At 66.8% G+C, this 19,874-nt stretch carries 20 protein-coding genes and 1 riboswitch; of the genes, 8 read left to right on the forward strand and 12 right to left on the reverse strand.

The annotated features are described in order from the left end of the window. Nucleotide 1: 1 nt before the first annotated feature. Together BQ7355_RS08490 and BQ7355_RS08495 are read right to left on the reverse strand one after the other, a co-directional pair. Nucleotides 2–736 (reverse strand): TetR/AcrR family transcriptional regulator, encoded by a 735-nt coding sequence (locus tag BQ7355_RS08490; RefSeq protein ID WP_240307364.1) that lies wholly within the window; start codon nt 734–736, stop codon nt 2–4. 1,021 nt (nt 737–1,757) lie between these two features. Further along, the gene (locus BQ7355_RS08495; protein ID WP_072415783.1) at nt 1,758–2,567 is read right to left on the reverse strand and encodes a ZIP family metal transporter; all 810 of its coding nucleotides are present in this window, start codon (nt 2,565–2,567) and stop codon (nt 1,758–1,760) included. Between the two features lie 285 nt (nt 2,568–2,852). Here BQ7355_RS08495 and BQ7355_RS08500 point away from each other — a divergent pair, with 285 nt between their 5' ends. Continuing rightward, entirely contained in the window at nt 2,853–3,092 is a 240-nt protein-coding gene (locus BQ7355_RS08500; RefSeq protein ID WP_072415784.1) for a hypothetical protein, read from the forward strand. 79 nt (nt 3,093–3,171) lie between these two features. On the opposite strand, the gene BQ7355_RS08505 is transcribed toward BQ7355_RS08500, so the two are convergent. Together BQ7355_RS08505 and rpmE are read right to left on the reverse strand one after the other, a co-directional pair. Next, on the reverse strand, nt 3,172–3,591 hold the full coding sequence (locus BQ7355_RS08505) for a peptide deformylase (protein WP_072415785.1): 420 nt from the start codon (nt 3,589–3,591) through the stop codon (nt 3,172–3,174). A 101-nt stretch (nt 3,592–3,692) separates the two neighbouring features. After that, on the reverse strand, nt 3,693–4,115 hold the full coding sequence (rpmE, locus tag BQ7355_RS08510) for a 50S ribosomal protein L31 (protein ID WP_072415786.1): 423 nt from the start codon (nt 4,113–4,115) through the stop codon (nt 3,693–3,695). Nucleotides 4,116–4,392: 277 nt separating this feature from the next. Here rpmE and BQ7355_RS08515 point away from each other — a divergent pair, with 277 nt between their 5' ends. Then, entirely contained in the window at nt 4,393–4,680 is a 288-nt protein-coding gene (locus BQ7355_RS08515; protein ID WP_072415787.1) for an ACT domain-containing protein, read from the forward strand. A gap of 34 nt (nt 4,681–4,714) precedes the next feature. Continuing rightward, a complete protein-coding gene (locus BQ7355_RS08520) occupies nt 4,715–5,554 on the forward strand; it encodes a Cof-type HAD-IIB family hydrolase (protein ID WP_072415788.1) in 840 nt (279 codons plus the stop codon). A 113-nt stretch (nt 5,555–5,667) separates the two neighbouring features. Here the strand turns inward: BQ7355_RS08520 and BQ7355_RS08525 are convergent, their stop codons facing one another. From BQ7355_RS08525 to BQ7355_RS08550, 6 genes are all read right to left on the reverse strand, one after another. Continuing rightward, nucleotides 5,668–6,462: a Cof-type HAD-IIB family hydrolase gene (locus BQ7355_RS08525; protein ID WP_072415789.1), complete on the reverse strand. Its 795-nt coding sequence runs from the start codon at nt 6,460–6,462 to the stop codon at nt 5,668–5,670. 118 nt (nt 6,463–6,580) lie between these two features. Next, entirely contained in the window at nt 6,581–8,398 is a 1,818-nt protein-coding gene (locus tag BQ7355_RS08530) for an adenine deaminase (RefSeq protein WP_072415790.1), read from the reverse strand. Nucleotides 8,399–8,537: 139 nt separating this feature from the next. Then, on the reverse strand, nt 8,538–9,869 hold the full coding sequence (locus BQ7355_RS08535; protein ID WP_072415791.1) for a serine/threonine protein kinase: 1,332 nt from the start codon (nt 9,867–9,869) through the stop codon (nt 8,538–8,540). 85 nt (nt 9,870–9,954) lie between these two features. Beyond that, a complete protein-coding gene (locus BQ7355_RS08540) occupies nt 9,955–10,374 on the reverse strand; it encodes a transcriptional regulator (RefSeq protein ID WP_072415792.1) in 420 nt (139 codons plus the stop codon). An 80-nt stretch (nt 10,375–10,454) separates the two neighbouring features. Beyond that, nucleotides 10,455–10,952: an Ltp family lipoprotein gene (locus tag BQ7355_RS08545; RefSeq protein ID WP_205407581.1), complete on the reverse strand. Its 498-nt coding sequence runs from the start codon at nt 10,950–10,952 to the stop codon at nt 10,455–10,457. Between the two features lie 309 nt (nt 10,953–11,261). Next, the gene (locus BQ7355_RS08550) at nt 11,262–12,491 is read right to left on the reverse strand and encodes an amidohydrolase (RefSeq protein ID WP_072415794.1); all 1,230 of its coding nucleotides are present in this window, start codon (nt 12,489–12,491) and stop codon (nt 11,262–11,264) included. A 244-nt stretch (nt 12,492–12,735) separates the two neighbouring features. Beyond that, a riboswitch (Lysine riboswitch) is annotated at nt 12,736–12,905 on the forward strand. Between the two features lie 11 nt (nt 12,906–12,916). Between BQ7355_RS08550 and BQ7355_RS08555 the strand changes: the two genes are divergently transcribed. The 4 genes from BQ7355_RS08555 to dapD all read left to right on the forward strand — a co-directional run bounded on the left by BQ7355_RS08555 (nt 12,917) and on the right by dapD (nt 16,765). After that, nucleotides 12,917–14,242, forward strand: coding sequence for a diaminopimelate decarboxylase (locus BQ7355_RS08555; protein ID WP_072415795.1), 1,326 nt, complete (start codon nt 12,917–12,919; stop codon nt 14,240–14,242). Nucleotides 14,243–14,325: 83 nt separating this feature from the next. Further along, entirely contained in the window at nt 14,326–15,216 is an 891-nt protein-coding gene (gene dapA, locus BQ7355_RS08560) for a 4-hydroxy-tetrahydrodipicolinate synthase (RefSeq protein ID WP_072415796.1), read from the forward strand. Then, the gene (dapB, locus tag BQ7355_RS08565; protein WP_240307365.1) at nt 15,209–15,988 is read left to right on the forward strand and encodes a 4-hydroxy-tetrahydrodipicolinate reductase; all 780 of its coding nucleotides are present in this window, start codon (nt 15,209–15,211) and stop codon (nt 15,986–15,988) included. Before dapA ends, dapB begins: the two co-directional genes overlap by 8 nt. 63 nt (nt 15,989–16,051) lie before the next feature. Then, a complete protein-coding gene (dapD, locus tag BQ7355_RS08570; protein WP_476695867.1) occupies nt 16,052–16,765 on the forward strand; it encodes a 2,3,4,5-tetrahydropyridine-2,6-dicarboxylate N-acetyltransferase in 714 nt (237 codons plus the stop codon). Nucleotides 16,766–16,863: 98 nt separating this feature from the next. On the opposite strand, the gene BQ7355_RS08575 is transcribed toward dapD, so the two are convergent. Next, nucleotides 16,864–18,168, reverse strand: coding sequence for an Mbeg1-like protein (locus BQ7355_RS08575; RefSeq protein ID WP_240307366.1), 1,305 nt, complete (start codon nt 18,166–18,168; stop codon nt 16,864–16,866). Nucleotides 18,169–18,386: 218 nt separating this feature from the next. Then, nucleotides 18,387–19,391, reverse strand: coding sequence for a nucleoid-associated protein (locus tag BQ7355_RS08580; RefSeq protein WP_072415797.1), 1,005 nt, complete (start codon nt 19,389–19,391; stop codon nt 18,387–18,389). A gap of 145 nt (nt 19,392–19,536) precedes the next feature. On the opposite strand from BQ7355_RS08580, the gene BQ7355_RS08585 reads away from it, so the two are divergent. Next, nucleotides 19,537–19,872: a rhodanese-like domain-containing protein gene (locus tag BQ7355_RS08585; protein ID WP_072415798.1), complete on the forward strand. Its 336-nt coding sequence runs from the start codon at nt 19,537–19,539 to the stop codon at nt 19,870–19,872. Nucleotides 19,873–19,874: the final 2 nt, after the last annotated feature.

Below are 19,874 nucleotides of genomic sequence, written 5' to 3' on the forward strand. Positions count from 1 at the left end.
GTTAGTTTCCTTCCGTTCGCTCGGAAGCAGGGATGTCGGATTCCGTCGTGTGCGCCGCCGCCTTCATGCTCATGAGCTTGAGGCCGTATGCCGGAACGTTGATGTCGATGGGCTTTCCGTACAGGTCGCCGGGGCGGACGAACGCCACGACGGTCATGATGCGCGCCATCGTCTCGGGGCTCTCGACCAGACCGTTGCTGAACCAACGCTGGACGATGCCGACCTCCGAGGCGATGACGGAACTCAGGTAGTAATCGAAGAAGGTGCCCAGGGCATCGGGGAAGATGCCCGTCTGCATGCGCTCGGACACGACCCCGCGCGCGAGCACGAGCAGCTTCTCGATGAAGGCGGGGTCGCCACCGGGCCCCAGCAGCGCGCCGATAAGCTCACCGTTGTCCTTAAGGTAGGTGAGGAGCTCGACGGACCCCGAAGCGGGCTCCGCGGCATCGATGTGCGCGTAGAGGTCCTCGAGATGCGCCGCGGCGATCGCGTCGATATGCGTGCGCACCTCGTCGAGAACCGACTCCTCGACACGCTCGATAAAGTCCGGGATATCGCGGTAATGACTGTAGAACGTGCGCCTCGTCAGACCGGCGCGCTCCGTGAGCCCCGCGACCGTCACGCGCGCGAGGTCGCCGGATTCCGCGAGCTCCTCCGCCAGCGCGCGGCGGAGCAGGCGCTGGGAGCGCAGGGACCTGCGGTCGCACTTGCGCTCAGGTTGCGTCTCGATGTCCACGTCGCCTCCACGGTACTCAAGATATTACTCCGACTGAGCATTATTGCACATAGTGTGCATCATATGTCGCGACCGACCCCTTTCATGCAATCCGCACGTTTGTCTACGGCCCAGGGCACCCCGTTGATTTAGAACCTGCATTGAGAGACAGGCACCGATTTGGGGAAATTGGGCAAGGTATTTCGAGAGTGCCATTCGGCTACGAAATATCGGCCTTTCAAGCCTGAAGACAGGCTTCGATGCCGAGCGCCCGTCTCGATGCGGATAAAGAGGCAATGCGATGGAAGGACAGACGGTTCCTCGAGACCCGAGATATAGCCGATCGGTCAAAGCCGAGGCCCCCCCGATTCGGCTACGGCCCTCATAAGGGCGGCAGCGATGGCCCCATTGCCAAACATGCGTGAGCGCGCTCCTTTGCGCCGGATTTATGCACCGGCTACATACAGGTTCCAGGGTTGCCGTGCGCGGGTGGTCAAAATCCCAGCCGAGACAGTGCTGTCTGCGTGAGAAGGCGGGTCGGGCGGCGCGCAATCGGCGCTCAAGCAGCCGTTCCTAGATGACCAGAAGGCACAATAGCATGCACTGTCGATACAGATGTCTCCGAACGCATGGAAGCCGACCGACTACATTCCGCGCAGCACCATGTATATGCGCGCCGAGTACTGTCTCGACCTGTTTTTTGACCATGCTCAAGTATCCGCACCCAGCGCACCGCAGTTTCGCCGCCTCGAAGCTTCCCGACCTCCGACCTCGAGCGCGGCTACGCCGTGCACCGCCAAGCCGGACGCAGCGCACAGCCGGTCATGGCTCGCCTGGGCCCAAGCCGGCAATCTGCGCACGTCACGAGCCTGAGATGCGCATATCCAAAAGAGGATGCGCCCCACAGCCGACTTCGGACAAGACGCCGCCCCGGCCTCCACGTGCGCCGGCTGCGCGACCATCCATGCAGCCGGCATCGATGTAGAAAACCGACTGCACGGCGGATCTCTCCCGACTCGAATTCGCTCAAGGCGGAAAACCGCTAGCCCAGCGCCACGTCGAGGACCATCATGAGCACGAAGCCCGCAATGACGCCGAGCGTGCCCACATTGGAGTGCTCACCGAGGTGGGCCTCGGGGATGAGCTCCTCGACGACGACGTAGATCATCGCCCCCGCGGCGAACGCGAGCATCCAGGGCATGAACGGCTCGATCCAACCCGACGCGAGGACGACGCCGATCCCGAAGATGGGTTCGACGATGCCCGAGAGGCTGCCCAGCAAGAAGGCCTTTGCGCGGCCCATGCCCTCGCGCGCCAGCGGAAGCGAAACCGCCGCGCCCTCGGGGAAGTTCTGCAGGCCCATGCCGACAGCCAAGGCCATCGCCATGCCCAGGAACGCCTCACCGGAGGGTCCGGGGTTCTGGGCGGCCATGGCGAACAGGAGGCCGACGCTCATGCCTTCGGGAATGTTATGGAGCGTCACGGCCGAAACGAGGAGCGTGGTGCGCTTCCAGTCCGTCTTGATGCCCTCCGGCTCGTCGCCGCCCGAATGGAGATGCGGAAGAAGGGTGTCGAGCGCGAGCAGGAAGGCAACGCCCAAAAGGAAGCCGCCCGCAGCGGATACCCATCCCACCTGACCGAGCTCTTCTGCCTGCTCGATGGCGGGATTGAGCAGCGACCAGACGCTCGCCGCGATCATGACGCCCGCCGCGAACCCGAGAAAGATTCGATGGGTGGAGGGTTTGTCGCCCCGCACGAAGAACACCACCGCGGCACCGGCGGTGGTCATGAGCCACGTAAAGCCGCAACCGAGCGCGGTCCACAGCAAGCCCTGGAGAAGACTGGAGTCCATACGATCCTCCGATAAACCGATGCGCGACGCCGCAAGGCGCTACGCCTTAATAAAGCATACTGCTCCGGGTTCATTTTAGCTCAAGCACCTGAGCAGGGAGATCGCCAAGTGTGGCGAAACGGTGCAGGGCCCTCCCCTCTCATGAAAAAACAGATCCAGGGAGGCCGCGCGGCATCTACCTGCAGATCCCCTCCCCCCTGTAAGAGGAATCGCAAGGCTGTTCAAACGACGGCTGATAGCCTTGGTCGCCCGTCAGCGGGACAGGCGGGAGGATGAGGAGGAGCCATGGCGCTTTACTGGCCGAAGCAAAACATCGCGTTCGATATCGTCGACGACCCCTATAGCGCGCCGATCGAGAGGGATGCGTTCCCGGACATCGCGGTCATACCCATGACGCGCGCCCAGATGGGAGATGCGCGAACCATGGACCGCGTCATACGGATCCTAGACGGCTCGGAGGCGGCGGGAGGAGGCGGCGGGATGCGACGCGCCCAGCGCAGGCTTCGTCGGCTGCTCGCCCGCTGACGGAAAGCGGCGGGAGGGAGCATCCGCCCCTCCCGCCGCTCGAGGCGCCAGCCGGTGGCGCATCGCATGAGTGGTCAGATTAGACCAGCTTGCCGTTGCAGTGGTCAATCATGTGCTGAACCATTTGGGCGACGAACCCGGTGTAGTCGCGACGACGAGCGACCAGCTTGCCGTCCACAAGCTCCTCGAAGGAGACCTTCACCTTCGCGAATCGCTTGACGCTCACGATCTCCTCGTGGGAAAGGCAGCGCTCCTCCGCCATGTAGGCGCCGAGGCCGAGCAGCATCTTGGGGTTGTAGATGACGTGCACGCGCTCCTCGTCGTCAACGAAGGCGGCGATGGCCTTCGTCTCGCCGATCTGGTTGGCAGCAAGGCAGGCGGCATCCTCGGCGGCGGCAAGGGTGTCGACGAGGTCCTGCGCGATAGCGGCGTCCTCCGCGGTCGCAGCGGCGCACGGCTGCGACAGGACGGCATCGTCGTGGATAAGCTCACGGATCATGGAAAGCTCCTATCTACCTGGTGCCGCGACGCGGCACATATCAAAAACGGCCCCGCACCCGTAGGGCACGGAGCCGTTGACGCACACATGTGCTTTGAGCGCTACTCGGCAACCTCGGCGGTCTCGGCCTCGGCGGTCTCGGCAGCGGGCTCCTCGGCAGGAGCCTCGGCGGCCTTCTTGGCGGCCTCGGCGGCGTACTTCTCAGCACGCTTGGCCTTCTCGGCGGCCTTGGCCTCGCGCTCGGCGGCCTTCTTGGCAGCGGCCTCCTCGGCAGCCTTGGCCTTGGCGGCCTTCTTGGCGGCCTCGCGCTCGAGGGCGGCCTGGGCGGCGCCACCGAACTTGTCGGCGAAGCGCTGGACGCGTCCACCGGTGTCGACGAACTTCTGCTGACCGGTGTAGAACGGGTGGCACTCGTTGCAGAGCTCGACCTGGATCTCAGGCTTGGTCGAGCGGGTCATGAACGTGTTGCCGCAGCTGCAGCGAACCGTGCAGTCCACGTACTCCGGATGGATACCGTTTTTCATGGCAGGGCTCCTCTTATATCTCGCGTCCTGGTTTCCAAGCAGGACTAAGGGGTGCCTTGGTTTCCGACCAAGGCAAAACAGCTTGCCTATGGTACCACAGGGCGGGCACTGCCACAAAAGCACCATCTTGCAAGCCCGGGCGACCCGCCGAGCGCCCGCAGCCCGCATCGCGCAAGGTTTCAAGATCCGACGAAGGGTTCACGCCCGCCGCGAGCGGATACAATGGTGAGGTTGCTCAGATCCGGGCGCGCGGCGCCCATACGCGAAAGGGGCCCTCATGGCCGAGACCTCATCCAACCGCATCGTCATCACCGTCCTCGGCAAGAACCGCCCGGGCATCGTCGCGGCCGTCACGCGCGTCCTGGGTGAGGAGGGCGTCGACATCCGCGACATCACGCAAAGCATCATCGATGATATCTTCACCATGACCATGCTCGCAGATATCGCCGAGTCCGCCCTGGACTTCCACGCGCTCTCCGACGCCTTGGCCGAGACCGGCAAGGAGATCGGCGTCGAGGTCTCCCTCCAGCGCGAAGACGTCTTCAACTTCATGTATCGCCTCTAAGCCACGCACGCGACCACGCAGCCGAAAGGTTCCCATGATCTTCTTCTCCGATATGGACGGGACGTTCCTCACCACTGAGAAAACGGTGAGCGAGACGAGCCGGCACGCGCTCGACGCCATCGCCGAAGCCGGCTTTGAATTCGTCCCCTGCACCGGACGCGCCCTCACGGGCATTCCCGCAGTTGTCCTCGATCATCCCTCCGTACACTACGCCGTCAGCTCCAACGGCGCCGCCGTCTATCGGCTCGGCCCCGCCGGCAGCCGCCTCGAGGGCGCTGAGCGCATCCGCCTCGTTCCGCTCTCGCGCGAAGCCGCCCATGCCGTATGGGACATCGCCCAAGCCTACGACGTGACGTTCGATGTCTTTGCCGACAACCACAGCTTCCTGCGCCGAGATCTCTACGACCGCCTCGAAGACTTCGTCGACGACCCGTATACGCTCGCTTCCATGCGGGCCGGGCGCACGCCCGTGGACGAGGAGCCCGACGAGACCATTGACCGCGTGCACGACCTCGAGCGGCTGGCCATGTACTGGCGCGATTCGGACGACCGCGACCGCATCGTCGAGGCCGTTGGCGCCATCGAGGGCGTTGCCCTAACGCGCTCCTATCCCATGAACATCGAGGTCATGGACAAGGATGCCTCCAAGGGCACCGCTCTGGACTGGCTATGCCGACACCTGGGCATCCCCGCCTCCAACGCCGTCGCATTCGGCGACAACTTCAACGATATCGAGATGCTCCGGGTCGCAGGGACCGGCGTCGCCATGGATAACGCCGAGCCCGAGACCAAGGCGGCCGCCGACCGCGTCTGCGCGGCCAACGACGACGACGGCGTAGCGCTCACCATACTTGAGCTGATCCAACGCGCATAGGCGCTCCGCAAGCGGATGACGAGGGCCCGGCACGCCTCCCGAAGGAGCGTGCCGGGCCCTCGTTCACCTTGCGAAACGAACCCTCGCACCGAAGCACGAAGCCGGGACATCGCTTAGTCGAGCGACTCAAGGATGCGGCGCATCTCCGCCTGCACCGCGTGATCGCGATTGCGCCCCACGACGCGGTCGGCTACGGCCTTGAGGGCGGGGCGCCCGTTTTCCATGGCACATCCGCATCCCGCGAAGCGGATGAGCTGGTAGTCGTTCATCGCATCGCCGAACGCCATGACCTCATCGCGCTCGATGCCGTAATGCTCCATCAGGAGCTGAACGCCCGTCGCCTTGCTCACCCCGGGCTGCATGCAATCGATCCACGAGCTTCCGGACGGTGCGAACACGAAGTCGTCGCCCAGCTCCTGCGTCAAGACATAGGCGTTGTCCATCACGTTGCCATCGCTGCAAAAGACGCTCGCCTTGATGATGTTCACGTCGACGTCGGGAAGCTCCCAGATGCGCTCGACGTTGGGAAGGTCCTTGTCGACCTCGCGAACGAACTTGCCCTCATCATCGAGCAGGAACGACTTGGTGCGATCGAAGAGCGCGAGGTGCAGGTTGTCGAAGAGCGCGACCGTCTTGGCGAGGCGACGGATGGAAAGATGGGAATAGACCTCGCGGCCGATCTGACGCCCCTCGGCATACACCTGGGCACCGTTGGAAGCCACGAAATCCATCTCCTCGCGCACGGGCGCGAAGAACTGGCAGAGCTTATCGAAGCGGCGCCCCGACGACGCGGCGAAGTGCACGCCTCGGTCCCGCAGGGCGCGAATGAGCTCGTAGGTCTCCTCGGGCACCTGGCTGCTCTCGTCCAGCAGCGTGCCGTCCATATCCGAAGCGATCAGCTTAATCATGTATCACAAACCTCCTGTTTCAATATGCGCACCGCAAGTGTGCGCCCTCTATGGCAGCTTCCCGTCAAAGAGAGGACAGCCTCCCCGCCGGCCACATGACCGCAAGACGGCGGGACCATCACTCCGCGTAAGAGAACGTGGTGACGTCGAACATCCCCTCGGGACGGATGCGCAACGAGGGGATGACGGGCAACGGCAAGAAGATGATGCCCATGATGGGATCGAGCGGCGGCAGGATCCCGGCAGCACGGGCCTCAGCCATGAACGCACCATGCTGGCGGGCCACCTCTTCAGCGGAGGCGTCGCTCATGAGACCGCCGAGCGGGAGCGGAATCCGGGCGACGACCTTGCCCCCGCGGACCAGGACGTGCCCGCCCTGCCCCACGCTCTCCACCGCAAGCAGCATGTCCTCCGGATTATCGCCCACCACGCACACGTTGTGCGAATCGTGTCCGATCGTGCTGGCGACGGCACCGCCCTCGATGGTGTATCCGCGGACCCAGCCGCGTCCGATGTGCGAGCCGACAAGGCCCAGCCCCGCCGGGCCCTCGCCGTCCGCACCCGCCTGCTGGGCGGCGACGCCGCGTCCGTGGCGCTCGATCAACATGATGCGGCAGAGGCCCTCATCGGACTCGGGACGGGCCATACCGGTAATCGCGTTACCGGGAATGACGTCGATGACCGGCTCCCCCGGGCGGAACCCGTAGGAAAACGCCTCGAGCGACAGCCGCGGCAGCTTCACCGAATTGCGCAGCAGCCCCTCAAGGCGGACCGCCTCGGCGGAAGGCTCGGACATCTCCCCCACGAACTCGCCCTCTGCCGCGACAAGGCGTCCGGCAGCGTACACGCGGTGCGGAGCACCCGAGAACGTGAGGTCGTCGAGCACCAGCAAGTCTGCCCGCTTGCCCGGGGCGATGGACCCGCGGCGCTCAAGGGCGGGAACGATCCCGTGGTCCAAGCCGAAGCACTCCGCCGTCGAGAGCGTCGCCATCGAGATCGCCGTGACGGGGTCGATGCCCATCTCGACGGCCAGGCGGCAGGCGTTGTCGATCATGCCCTGCGAAAGCGCGTCGGAAGGCGCGCGGTCATCCGTCGCGAAGCAGCAACGGCGCGCACGGGCAAGGTCCTCGAGCACGAGCGGGGCGAGGCTCTCCAGATCATGGCTGCAGGTACCCTCGCGCAGCATGATGTACATGCCGCGGGACAGCTTGTCGAGCGCCTCCTCGGGAACCGTCGACTCGTGGTCGGCTATGACGCCCGCTGCGGCATAGGCGTTGAGGTCGCGCCCCATGACCATGGGGGCGTGGCCATCCACCTGTCGCGATGCGGTATCGGCGCCCACGGCAACGCGTTCGCACGTCTCGGGATCGGCCGTGAAGATGCCCGGCAGGTTCATCATCTCGCCCAAGCCGAAGATCTCGCCCGGATGCTCGGCCATGAAGGCGCGCATATCGGACGCCGTGATGGTGGCGCCCGCCTGCTCATCGGGCAGGGCGGGCACGCACGAGGGCATCATGAACTTGATGTCGATGGGCGCGCGGCGCGCGTCGGCGATCATGAACGAGAGGCCGTCGAGCCCGCAGACGTTCGCGATCTCGTGGCTGTCGGCAATGGCGGTCGTGGTGCCGCGCGTCGCCGCCATCCTGGCGTATTCCGCGGGCCGGATATTGGAGCTCTCGATATGCAGGTGCCCGTCGATCAGGCCGGGCGCGAGGTAGCGCCCCTCGCAGTCGACGACCTCATCCGCGTCGTAGGCCTCCACGTCGTCTCGTCCCTCGTACATGACGCCGGCGATGACGCCGCGACGGACCGCGACGCTGCCCTTGGCGACGCGATGGCCGTAGACGTCGACGATCCGAGCGTTCCGGAACACCGTATCGGCCTTCAGCCTTCCCTCCGCCGCATCGATGACGTCGATCAGCTCGCGTGCGTTCATAACGCTCCCCTTCCCTATCGCCACAGCCGGCAGCCGCCGGCGCGCATGGTCCATTGGCGTCTATCTTACCCAGTTGAACCCGGCCCGACGCGACGATATGGATCCCGCGGCCAACCCCCAACGACCGACGGAATCGAACTCAGATCGAGCCGGATGCCATGCCCGCGGCGACAGCGAGAAACATGGACGCCGCGATCACGGCGACACCCATCTTCACCTCGGAACATACGCTCCGACGCGCAAGTGCGGGAAATCGCCGGCGCAGACGGCGGCGGTCGAGCATGAGATAGGCGATGACGGTGAAGTCGAGCGCGGCCATCCCCAGGTATTCGAGGACCAGAAACCAAATCGGGAGCGCGGCGTCGTGCGCGTTGGGCGAGACGACGGCGAAGATGCAGCCCATCAGGTAGAACGCCCAGACGACGAGCACCGCTGCGTTCCAGATGCGCCCCGCCCAGGACGGCACGGCTCCCAGCGCGCGCAAGACGGAGCCACGGGCGGCGGCATAGAGACGCGCGGGGCGCCGCGGCGGAATGGACGCGGGCGGAGGTGCGGGCTCGATGAAGATTCCGGTAGACGGCGACTCCGAAACGCGGTCCTGAGGGGCGGGCGCCGGATGCGAAGGCGGCGGGGCGACGGGAGCCGGGGCCAGCGCATCGCGGGCGGCGGCGGCGAATGCCCGGACCGTCTGGAAGCGTGCCGCGGGATCGAAGGCGCACGCGCAGGCGACCACATGGGCGCAATCCTCCGAAAGGCCCGCGCCCAAGCACGCGCCCAGGTCGCATACGCTCGGCGGGGTCGTTCCCGTCAAACAGAAATACAGCAGTTTTCCCATGGCGTACACGTCGCTGCGCTCATCGGTCTGGCCGAAGCCGAACTGCTCGGGCGGAGCATATGCGCGCGTCAGAAAGTGCGCCGTATCCGTCTCCGCGCCCTCGCGCCAACTCTGTGCAATCCCGAAATCGATGATCACCGGCGCCCCGTGGCGCACGATAACGTTCTGGGGCTTGAGATCGCGATGGATCAGCGGGGCATCTAGACGCTCGTGCAGGCAGGCGACGGCGTCCGCCAGCGCGGGCACGACGAGGAGCGCCAGCGCATCCCCCGCCCCGAACGCCACAGCGAAACGATCGAGCGCGTCCCCCTCGATGAACTCCATGACCACCGTCAGGCTGCCGGCGGAACGCTCGCACGAAACGATACGAGGAACGCCGGGAAGCTGCACCCCGATCGTTTGGGCACGGACGAGCTCCTCGTACGCAGTCCCGAGTCCCTTGACGCACTCGATGCGCTTTCGCACGAACCGCTCGCCCCCTTCGGAGGCGCCCTGCAGCCGAACGAGCTCGGTCACCTCATGGGGCGAGCTCTTGAGTGTCCGTTCGACAAGCCAAGGGCCATCGAACTCGCTCGCCAGAAAGGCGTCGAGCTCCGAAGAGAGGTTCTGCGCACGGGTGTCAGTCAAGGTGTTCATAGTCCCATAGTAACAGGATGCCCGGACACGCGAACGCGCATCCGGGCATCTCGGGCGGTCGTGCGGAGGCGGACGATCGCAGAAGCTAGCAGACCGTTTCCTCGCCCAGGCGGTAGAGCTCTTCGTTCACCCTTTGCAAAGAACAGCCGCGATCAAGGCAGAAGATGATGATGGCGTCCCGGCGGTTCTTGGGGTCCAGCATGCTCGCGCCGGCACAGGTAAGGGCACGGTTCGCCTCGCGCAGGCTAAGCGCCATCGCGAAGGCTATCTGGAGCACCTTGTTTCGCGACGGATTGCGGGCGCCGGTAAAAATCTGATACCCGAAGGTCTCGTTCAGATCGGCCATGCGCACCACGCGCACGCGCTCCAGATGCTTGGCTTCGAGCAGGCCTTGAAGATACTCGGCGAGCGAACGGGAGGAAAACTCGTGATCGTCGATGAACGAATCGATGCAAGGGGCGCCGAGCAGTTCCTGCAGCACCTCTTCCGTCAAACGCTCAGACATACATCCCCTCCTGTCCCGTCTGTGACGCACGCCCCGGGGTGCGACCGCACCAGCACGATACACCGTGCCCCGGCACGGCCCTACCCCAGATTCGCGACAGCGTAATCCGCTTCTTCCTGGGTGAATTTCTCCCCATATTCCGAGACCAGCTGGTCGCGAATCGCCTCGGGCGACATGTGCATATCATCTTGATACACCTTCGCCTTCTCGAGCGCATTGGCGTTGTAGTCCGCCTGAAGGTTATCGATGGCGTACTGGGCGGCTTCCGGGGAGAACTGCTCGCCATATTCCGAGACAAGCTGGTCGTAGATGCCCTGCTTCGACATGTGCATCATGTCGGAATAGGTCTCAGCCTTCTTGAGCGCCGATATGTACTCAGTCGGCACGTCCGGCTCCGGTTCGAGCTCGGGCTCTGAGACCGCGCTCTCGACGGAAGCGCTCCCGGACCCCTCATCGCGCGACACCGTGGCCCCCGAGGAGCTGTCTGCAGAGTTGCCGCCGCCTGCCACGGCGACGACGACCACGACGAGCAACGCAAGGATGATCTTGCCTATCGGCTTCTTCTTACCCTCAGCCATAACGATTCCAATCTCTCGACGGCGGGCGCTCATGCCCCGCCCCCAACACAAGAGAAACTGTATCGATATGGCCCGGCCGTTTCATTAGCTGAGAGCTAATACCCGACGCCCCCGCACGGCACGCCCCGTTCGCCCAGCACGCCGAAAAGACCGCGTGGCCGCGCCCGTACATCGAGCGCCGAGCGTGGGCGTGCGGAAACCCGGCGTGACGGTCCCGCGCGCAAGCTGGCCGCCGAGGAGGCTCGCCGGTGGAACGAAACGCCCGATGCCGCACGTGGCGCACGGCTGCACGGCTCGGCCGACAACCGTCTACGGCAACGCGAGCAGGCGGCGGTACACGTCGACCCCGCGCACAAGGACGCTCTCGTCGAACATCAGGGCGTCGCCGTGCAGGGGCGCCCGCGCGCAACCGAGCTCTCCGTAGCCCCCAGCCGTCGCCCCCTCGCTCGGCCCGATCCCCAACAGGAAGAACACGCCCGGCAGATGGCGCTGGTAGAAGGAGAAGTCCTCGGCGATCAGAAGCGGCTCGCGCACGCGCTCGAGCTCGGGCAGCGCGCGCCGAACGAGGGCGAACAGCTCCGGGTCGTTGTCCACCGGAGGGTAGCCGTCGGCGAACTCGACTGACCCCGTGCACCCGCACGAGGAGCACGCCTCATCAAGCACCGCGCGAATCCCCGTGCGCGCGCGGTCGAACATCGCGTCGGTGAACACGCGCACGCTGCCGGCGACGTGCGCGCTGCCGGCAACGGCGTTGCACACCGTCCCCGCCTCAAGGAACCCGAAGCGCGCCAGGCAGGGCTCCTCGGCTCCCAGGCGGTCCATGAGCTCGCGCACCCCGGCGACGAACCGCGCTGCAGCGAGCATGGCGTCGCGGCTCTCGGACGCCGCGACGCCATAGGTCTTGGCGATATGCGTGCTCACGCCCTCGATATGCACATGGGTCTCGCTCGAGCGGGCGAGCAGCGGCCCCGCGCACGACGCCACCGCGCCCCACGGGAGGTCCGGCCACACGTGGAACCCGAAGATCCGGTCGACGCGATAGCGCTCGAACACGCCCGAGGCGCACACGGTCGCGGCGCCGCCCGTCGTCTCCTCGGCGGGCTGGAACACGAACAGGACGCTGCGGCCCAGCTTCGCCCTGCCCGCGGCCCCCGCCGAAAGCACCTCGTCGACCTCCACGGCGGCAGCAAGCGCCATGGCCATATGGGCGTCGTGGCCGCACGCGTGCATGCGCCCCGCATGACGCGATGAGAACGCGCTGCCCGTCGCCTCGGTGATGGGCAGCGCGTCCATGTCCGCCCGGACGGCTGTCGCGGCAGGGGAGCCGCAATCGAAAAACGCGCACACGCAGCCCGGCGCGGGACGGGAGAGCTCGCAGGAAAGGCCCGATAGCACGCCCTCGACATAGGCCATGGTGCTGAACAGGTCGACGTCGAGCTCGGGTATGCGGTGCAGGTCGCGGCGGAACCTCCGCAACCGCCCGAGCCGGTCATCCCTCCGCCCGCCGTCCAACTGCGTGCCCTCGACCCTATGCCCCATATGCCCCTCCCATGCCTCATGCGCCGCTGCCGGCTGGCGCCGCGGCAATCCGCCGGGCAGCGGGCGTACCCGCCGGGGGCCGCACGGCTTCTCCGCCGCAGCGCCCGACGGCCATCACGATGTGGGCAATTATACCGGCGCGGCGCGCAGGCGTTCCGACCGCGGAGTCTCAACCCGCAAAGGTTTCCGTCCTGTTGCGCGATGGCGGCCCGGCTCGCCAAGCGCTCCATCCTGATAAAGTAGATAGACCGATAGAGGCGCGGGAACGATGAGGCGCGGGCGAGCCGGCAGGCGCAGACCCCGTGCGGGGGCAATCCTGCCGAACCCGGCCGCCGGGCACGGCGCGACGGGTGGGCCCGCGGGGAACACCCGCAGGACTGTCTGCATCGTTTTTGCAGGAGCGCTATCCGCACAGAGGAGCTTCCATGACCAAAACACCCTTCGTCACGAAGGACCGGCTCGTGTCCATCTGCGAGCACTTCCCCACCCCGTTCCACCTATACGACGAGGCGGGCATCCGCCGCAACATGGAGGCGGTGCGCGACGCCTTCGCCTGGAACCCGGGCTTCCGCGAGTACTTCGCCGTCAAGGCGAACCCCAACCCCGCGCTCATTTCCATTCTGGGCGAGTATGGCTGCGGCCTGGACTGCTCGAGCGCCACGGAGCTCATACTCGCCGAGGCGCTGGGCATGCGCGGCGATAAGGTCATGCTCTCCGCCAACGACGTCCCGGCCGAGGACTTCCGCCTCGCCGCGGAGCTCGACGCTATCGTCAATTTCGACGACATCAGCCACATCCCGTTCTATCGGCACGTCGCGGGCCCCATTCCCAAGACGGTGAGCTGCCGGTTCAACCCGGGTGGGCTGTTCCAGCTGGCAAACGGCATCATGGACAACCCCGGCGACTCCAAATACGGCATGACCGAAGAGCAGCTGCCCGAAGCCTACCGCATGCTCTCCGAGGCCGGGGCCGAGACCTTCGGCCTGCATGCCTTCCTGGCGAGCAACACCGTGACGGACGAATACTATCCCGCCCTCGCCCGCATCCTGTTCGCGCTCGCGGTGCGCCTCGAGCGCGAGACCGGCGTCCACATCGGCTTCATCAACCTCTCGGGCGGCGTGGGCATCCCCTATCGCCCCGACAAGCGGGCAAACGACATCCGCGCCATCGGCGAAGGCGTGCGACGGGCCTTCGAGGAGATCCTCGTCCCCGCCGGCATGGGCGACGTCGCGATCTTCACCGAGATGGGCCGCTTCATGATGGGACCCTACGGCTGCCTGGTCACGCGGGCCATCCACGAGAAGCGCACCTACAAGGACTACATCGGCGTCGACGCCAACGCCTGCGACCTCATCCGCCCGGCGATGTACGGCGCCTACCACCACATCACCGTGATGGGCCAGGCGAACGGCCCGGACAAGAGCGGCAGCCCGGCGGTGCGCACCTACGACGTCACCGGCAACCTGTGCGAGAACAACGACAAGTTCGCCCGCGACCGCGCCCTGCCCGAGGTGGAGATCGGCGACCTGCTCGTGATCCATGACACCGGGGCGCACGGCTACTCCATGGGCTACAACTACAACGGCCGCCTGCGCAGCGCCGAAGTCCTGCTGCGCGAAGACGGCGGCTGCAGGCTCATCCGCCGCGCCGAGACGCCGTCCGACTACTTCGCGACCCTCGACGTGCAGGCGGGCGTCCACGCCCGACTCGAGCGCATCGCGCACGGCGAGGCCGCGCAGGGCGTCCGGTAGCGACACCGCGCGGCCCGATCGCCGTCCCGTCGCGCCGCGCGGTGCGCCCCGCCGTCATGAGACCCATCGAAAGGAGCCCATACATGGATATCCGCAACCTCACCGGATCGATCGTCGCGCTCGTCACCCCGTTCTCGGCGGACGGCTCGATCGACTTCGACGCGCTCGCCCGGCTCGTCGACTGGCATCTCGACCAGGGCACCGACGCCATCCTCACCCTGGGGACAACGGGCGAGAGCTCGACCATGACGCACGAGGAGGACGAGAGGGTCGTGGCGTTCGTCGTGGAGCGCGTCGGCGGGCGCATCCCCGTGATCGCCGGCTCCGGGTCCAACTGCACGCAGACCATGCTCGAGAAGTCCCTTGCCTTCCAGCGCCTGGGCACCGACGGCCTACTGCTCATCGCCCCGTATTACAACAAGAGCAACGAGGAGGGCATCTACCGGCACTTCGCCACCGTCGCCGACGCGGTGGACATCCCCTGCATCCTCTACAACATCCCTGGGCGGTGCGGCTGCGGCGTCAGCGTCGCCAACGTCGAGCGCCTGAGCCGTCACCCCAACGTCATGGGCATCAAGGAGGCGAGCGGCAGCATGGACTTCGCGATGAGCATCGCGCACCTCGTCTCCGACGACTTCCGCATGTACTCCGGCGAGGATGCCCTCACCGTCCCGCTCATGGCGATCGGCGCCTCCGGCACCATCTCCGTGTGGGCCGACGTCCAGCCTGCGCTCGTGCACGAGATGTGCGCCGCCGCGCTCGCCGGAGACTTCGCGCGGGCCAGCTCGATCCAGATCGCCGGCCTGCCCCTCATCCGAGCACTGTTCTCCGAGGTCAACCCCATCCCGGTCAAGGAGGCGCTGGCCCAGATGGGCATGCTCGACCTCGCCTACCGCGCGCCGCTCGCCCCCATGGCGGACGCGACGCGCGCGCACCTTTCCCACGTCCTGAAGGAGGCTGGTCTTCTTGCTTAAGATCGCCATCATGGGGGCGGGTCGCATGGGCTCGCTCATCCGCTCCACCGCCGAGACCATGCGCGATGCGGCCGGAGAGGCCGTCTTCGACGTCGCGTTCCAGGTCGGACGCGACCTGTCCGACCTCGACTCCGCCCCTGCCGTCGACGTGCTCGTGGACTTCTCCCACGCCTCGTGCCTCGAGGCGGCCGTCGCCTACGCGCGCCGCAGCGGGGCTGCCCTCGTGTGCGGCACCACGGGCCTCACCGCCGCGCAGATGGGGTCCCTGCGCGCCCTCGGCGCGCACGCCGCGGTGCTGCACTCCGGCAACTACTCCATCGGTATCGCGGCGCTCCGCCACCTCGTCGGCCAGGCCGCGCGCGAGCTGCCCGGCTTCGACGTGGAGATCGTCGAGTGCCATCACAACAAGAAGGTCGACGCGCCCTCGGGGACCGCGAAGCTCCTGCTCGACACCGTGCTATCCGAGAAGAACGCCGCCTCGGCCGCCACATGCGCCCCGACGGATGCGGCCGTCGGGGGCTACCGGCCCGTGTACGGGCGCGAGGGCATGTGCGGCGCGCGCGATGAGCGCGAGGTCGGCGTCCACGCCCTGCGCGGCGGGACCGTCGCCGGGGTCCACACGGTGTCGTTTTTCGGTACCGACGAGGAGCTCTCCCTCACCCACCGCGCCACGAGCCGCCAGATCTTCGTCGACGGCGCCTTGGCGGCGACCCTCAAGCTCGCAGGCCGCGAGCCCGGGTTCTACACCTTCGACGAGATCATGTTCGCCTAGCGCGAAGACCGCGCACGCGCGCCTTGGAGCGCGCCCCGACACCATGAAAGGAAGATACGCACCGTGAGCACCGAGATGAACGCACAGGAGATCATCGACTTCATCGCCAGCGCCGAGAAGAAGACCCCCGTCAAGGCCTACGTCAGGCTCAAGGGGGGAGCCTCGGCCGATTGGGGCGACGCGCGCGTCTACGGCGGGCCCGAGGGCATCGTCATCTTCGGGGACTGGTCCGAGCTCTCGCGCGCGCTCGAGGCCAACGCCGACGCGATCGAATACTTCGATATCGAAAACGACTGCCGCAACTCCGCCGTCCCGCTGCTCGACCTCAAGGGCGTCAACGCCCGCATCGAGCCCGGCGCGATCATCCGCGACCGCGTGCAGATCGGAGACGCGGCCGTGATCATGATGGGCGCGGTGATCAACATCGGCGCGGTGATCGGCGACGGGACGATGATCGACATGGGAGCCATCCTGGGCGGACGCGCCACCGTGGGCAAACGCTGCCACATCGGGGCCGGCACGGTCCTCGCCGGCGTGGTGGAACCCGCGAGCGCCACGCCCGTCATCGTGGAGGACGACGTCATGATCGGCGCGAACGCCGTGGTGCTCGAAGGCGTGCGCGTCGGCGCGAACGCCGTGGTGGCCGCTGGCGCCGTATGCGTGGAGGACGTTCCCGCCGGCTCCGTCGTCGCAGGCATTCCGGCGCGCGTCATCAAGATGCGCGACGGGAAGACCGACAGCAAGACCGGCCTGGAAGAGGGGCTGCGCCAGCTGTAGGTCCCCGACGCCGGGCGCGACGCCGGTCCCGACAAGACGATTCCTGTCGTAACGGGCGGGGGGCGCGTACAGGCCGTGCGCGCCCCCCGCCCTCCCTGTTATCCGGACGGCAGCAGCCGGTCCAGCACGCCCGACGCGGCCCCGGCGGCCTTCTCGACCGTCGCCGTCCTCGCCAGGGCCTTGAGCGCGTCGACGACGAACGCCCGCTGCTCGGGCTCCAGGGCGTCCACCGCCTCGCGCAGCACCGGCAGGCTCTCCCGCCAATCCGCGCGCACGTCGGAGAAGCGCTCGGCACCGGTGGCCCCGACCACGCCGAAGAGCGTGTCGATGAACGCGCCGCGCTCGTCGTAGGAGTACTTCTCCATCCACGCGTCAAGCAGCGAATCGAAGCTGCGCGAGCTCACCGAAAGCCCGTCCGCCTCGCGAAACGCGCAGCCGTCGACGGCCCACAGGAACGGGTTGTGCTGGGCGGCCGAGACGCCCTCGGACTCGACCACCGTGCGGCGAATGTCCCCGTCGTGCATCACGACGCCGATCACCGTCGACTTGGGAACCGTCTTCTCAACCCGGCCGCGGATGCGCGCGAACCCCTCCGTGGCGAGGAACTCGTCGTTGAACCCCGGGCCGTCATGGGAGAACACGCGGGCGATGCGCGTCTGCAGCGCCTCGCCGCACGCCGCGGCGGCATAGATCGCGAGGTTGCCTCCCTTGGAGTGCCCTCCCACGTAGACGGGCCCCTCGAAGCGCCCGATCGCTTCCGTCAGATACCGGGCCGCCTCGGTCTGGGAGGGAACCGGGCAGAAAGCCGCCATGTTGAAATCTTCCTTCCAGCCCACAAGGGTGGAATCCGTGCCGCGGAAAGCCACGTAGACTCCTCCGCCGGGCAGCAGAAACGTCATCGCGGCGAACTGCTCCTCGCGGCCCGGATCGGTCCTGAAGCAGAAATCCGCCAGACGGATATCACGGAACCGCGGGTTCGCGCAGACCGCGAACAGGAGGTCCCGGCTGCTCTCGGGATCCCACGTGCGCCGAACCATCCACGGCATGTCCTCCGCGCGCAGAAGCTCGCGCAGGCCGATCCCGGCGGGCGTGCAAGCCGCGAACAGCGCGTCGGGCAGGCGAGTATAGGCGATCCAGGAAAGCACGAGGCTGTCGACCGCGCAGAGCGGACGGCGTTCGAACGTGTCGAACTCGCTCCGTACGTAAGAAAGAAATCCCGACTCCTGCCGCGGGGAGGAGACCTCGGGCATGGGGTCCACCACGGGCACGGGCGCGGCCGGCACCCGTGCGGAATCTTCACGGCGCTTCTCGCGCGCTCCCCGCCCGCCTTTCTTGCGAACGGGACGCCCGCTCCCGCCGTGTGCCGCCCGTTCGCCCTTGCCGCGCGGACGCGTCCTCGCCATGTCCCCTCCCATCCTCCGAACCCGCCTTCCGGCACGCGCGCCGAGCGGTTTCGCCATGCACTACGGTATACCCCGCTCGCGCCATCGAGCCATACGCCGAACGGTCTTGTAACGTTTTCCGGCACCGGCACCAAGAGCGGCGGCACCGGGCGACGATTCCGCACGGCGGGCCAGGCGCCCGCGCCCTCGGCGATCGCGGACCGCGGGGCACATGCGCGCTATCGGTTCTCGATCGACCCGATGTTCTTCAACGAGAGCGTGATCAGACCGTTGGGCTCGTTCACAAACTCGACGTACTCGGAGTTTTTCAGCATCTCCGCGGGGAAGCTGATCTCGATGCCGGTATCGGTGCGTATCTTGTGGTTGCGCACCGGGGCGCGCTCCACGACCGCGCGCTCGACGGGCACGCGCTCGGGCAGCTGCTCCTCGCGCATCTCGGACTCGAAGCTCTCGCGCAGCACGGGCTCGTCCTCGAAGATCTCTTCCGCGAGGTCCCACGGCGCGATCTCCTCGTCCTCCTCGACCTTCTCGGCCACCACGGCCTTGGCGCGGGCGAGCGCGACCGCCGCGTTGGCGCCGTGCTCCTCCGCCACCTGCTCGACCACCCTCGTCACCGTGTCGATGACCTCCTTGCCCGACACGCCCGTCGCGCACTGCAGCAGGCCGTCGGGGACGATGAAGGCGTCCTCGCCGGCGATCTTGCGCTTCTTGTCCTGGTACAGGATGTCGAGCGAGCTCGCGCGGACCAGCGCGAACGACGTCACCTTCTGCGAGGGCGCGGGAAGGATCGCATAGCGCTTGGCGATGTCGTTGCGCACCTCGCCTCCCTCGCGCGCCACCTCGTGCATGAAGGCCGTGCGGCTCGCCATGAGGAGGACCGCGAACCAGCGCACCTCGTCGTCATCCTCGAAGTCGGCGACCAGCACATCGGTCGACTCGGCCTTGTCGGCGCGGGCGAGCTCGCTGGAGAAGAACTCGGCGATCTGCTGCGAGAGGTCGATGAAGTCGCGGTCACCGAACAGGAACGCCTTGAGCTCGCCGGCAAAGGCGCTGTTCTCGGCGAACGTCCCGCGCCTGTTGTCCGTGTTCGTGCGGGCGCGGCGCAGATGCGATGTCACGAACGACCGGACCGCCCGCGTGTCGAGGTCGAGCTCGCGCTGGGACAGTACGTTGACCGCCGATTCGAAATCCAAGATATGCAGGACGGCGTGATTGATCTTCATGCGGGGCGTCTCCTTATCGTTCATTTGAGCCCAACCATTATAGGCGCCGGCGCGCCGCCCGCCCACGGGGTGACTTAGTCACCGAACGCGCGTCGGCCCATCCGTAGGATGAAACCGTAACCTTCCGATGAACAGGAGCGACACCATGGGATTCTTCGAGAGCCTCTTCGGAGGCGGAGCCGATATCAACGAAGAGATGCAGCGGGCGGAGTCCGTCGGCGACCACGCCGTCATCGACGTGCGCAGCGCGGACGAGTACGCCACGGGCCACGTCCCCGGGGCCGTCAACATCCCCCTCGACCGCATCCGCACCGCGCGCACGCCCTATCCGAACCTCAGCCTCCCGCTGTTCGTCTACTGCCTTTCGGGCGCGCGGAGCGCGCGGGCGTGCACCGAGCTGCGCATCCTTGGGTACGAGAGCGTCACGGACATGGGCGGGATCAACCGCTGGTCCGGCTCCATCGTGAAAGGCAGGGGATAAAC

The sequence above is a fragment of the Collinsella phocaeensis genome, from assembly GCF_900119895.1.
In the GTDB taxonomy this organism is placed as follows: Bacteria; Actinomycetota; Coriobacteriia; order Coriobacteriales; family Coriobacteriaceae; genus Collinsella; species Collinsella phocaeensis.

Bases quoted from the DNA above. Each gene is read 5' to 3' on its own strand.
- BQ7355_RS08575 (WP_240307366.1), bottom strand. From the start codon at position 18,168: ATGGCGAGGACGCGTCCGCGCGGCAAGGGCGAACGGGCGGCACACGGC.
- rpmE (WP_072415786.1), bottom strand. From the start codon at position 4,115: ATGAAAAACGGTATCCATCCGGAGTACGTGGACTGCACGGTTCGCTGC.
- BQ7355_RS08535 (WP_072415791.1), bottom strand. From the start codon at position 9,869: ATGAACACCTTGACTGACACCCGTGCGCAGAACCTCTCTTCGGAGCTC.
- BQ7355_RS08555 (WP_072415795.1), top strand. From the start codon at position 12,917: ATGACCAAAACACCCTTCGTCACGAAGGACCGGCTCGTGTCCATCTGC.
- BQ7355_RS08545 (WP_205407581.1), bottom strand. From the start codon at position 10,952: ATGGCTGAGGGTAAGAAGAAGCCGATAGGCAAGATCATCCTTGCGTTG.
- BQ7355_RS08525 (WP_072415789.1), bottom strand. From the start codon at position 6,462: ATGATTAAGCTGATCGCTTCGGATATGGACGGCACGCTGCTGGACGAG.
- BQ7355_RS08540 (WP_072415792.1), bottom strand. From the start codon at position 10,374: ATGTCTGAGCGTTTGACGGAAGAGGTGCTGCAGGAACTGCTCGGCGCC.
- BQ7355_RS08585 (WP_072415798.1), top strand. From the start codon at position 19,537: ATGGGATTCTTCGAGAGCCTCTTCGGAGGCGGAGCCGATATCAACGAA.
- BQ7355_RS08500 (WP_072415784.1), top strand. From the start codon at position 2,853: ATGGCGCTTTACTGGCCGAAGCAAAACATCGCGTTCGATATCGTCGAC.
- BQ7355_RS08580 (WP_072415797.1), bottom strand. From the start codon at position 19,391: ATGAAGATCAATCACGCCGTCCTGCATATCTTGGATTTCGAATCGGCG.
- BQ7355_RS08495 (WP_072415783.1), bottom strand. From the start codon at position 2,567: ATGGACTCCAGTCTTCTCCAGGGCTTGCTGTGGACCGCGCTCGGTTGC.
- BQ7355_RS08520 (WP_072415788.1), top strand. From the start codon at position 4,715: ATGATCTTCTTCTCCGATATGGACGGGACGTTCCTCACCACTGAGAAA.
- BQ7355_RS08550 (WP_072415794.1), bottom strand. From the start codon at position 12,491: ATGGGGCATAGGGTCGAGGGCACGCAGTTGGACGGCGGGCGGAGGGAT.
- BQ7355_RS08505 (WP_072415785.1), bottom strand. From the start codon at position 3,591: ATGATCCGTGAGCTTATCCACGACGATGCCGTCCTGTCGCAGCCGTGC.
- BQ7355_RS08515 (WP_072415787.1), top strand. From the start codon at position 4,393: ATGGCCGAGACCTCATCCAACCGCATCGTCATCACCGTCCTCGGCAAG.
- dapA (WP_072415796.1), top strand. From the start codon at position 14,326: ATGGATATCCGCAACCTCACCGGATCGATCGTCGCGCTCGTCACCCCG.
- BQ7355_RS08530 (WP_072415790.1), bottom strand. From the start codon at position 8,398: ATGAACGCACGCGAGCTGATCGACGTCATCGATGCGGCGGAGGGAAGG.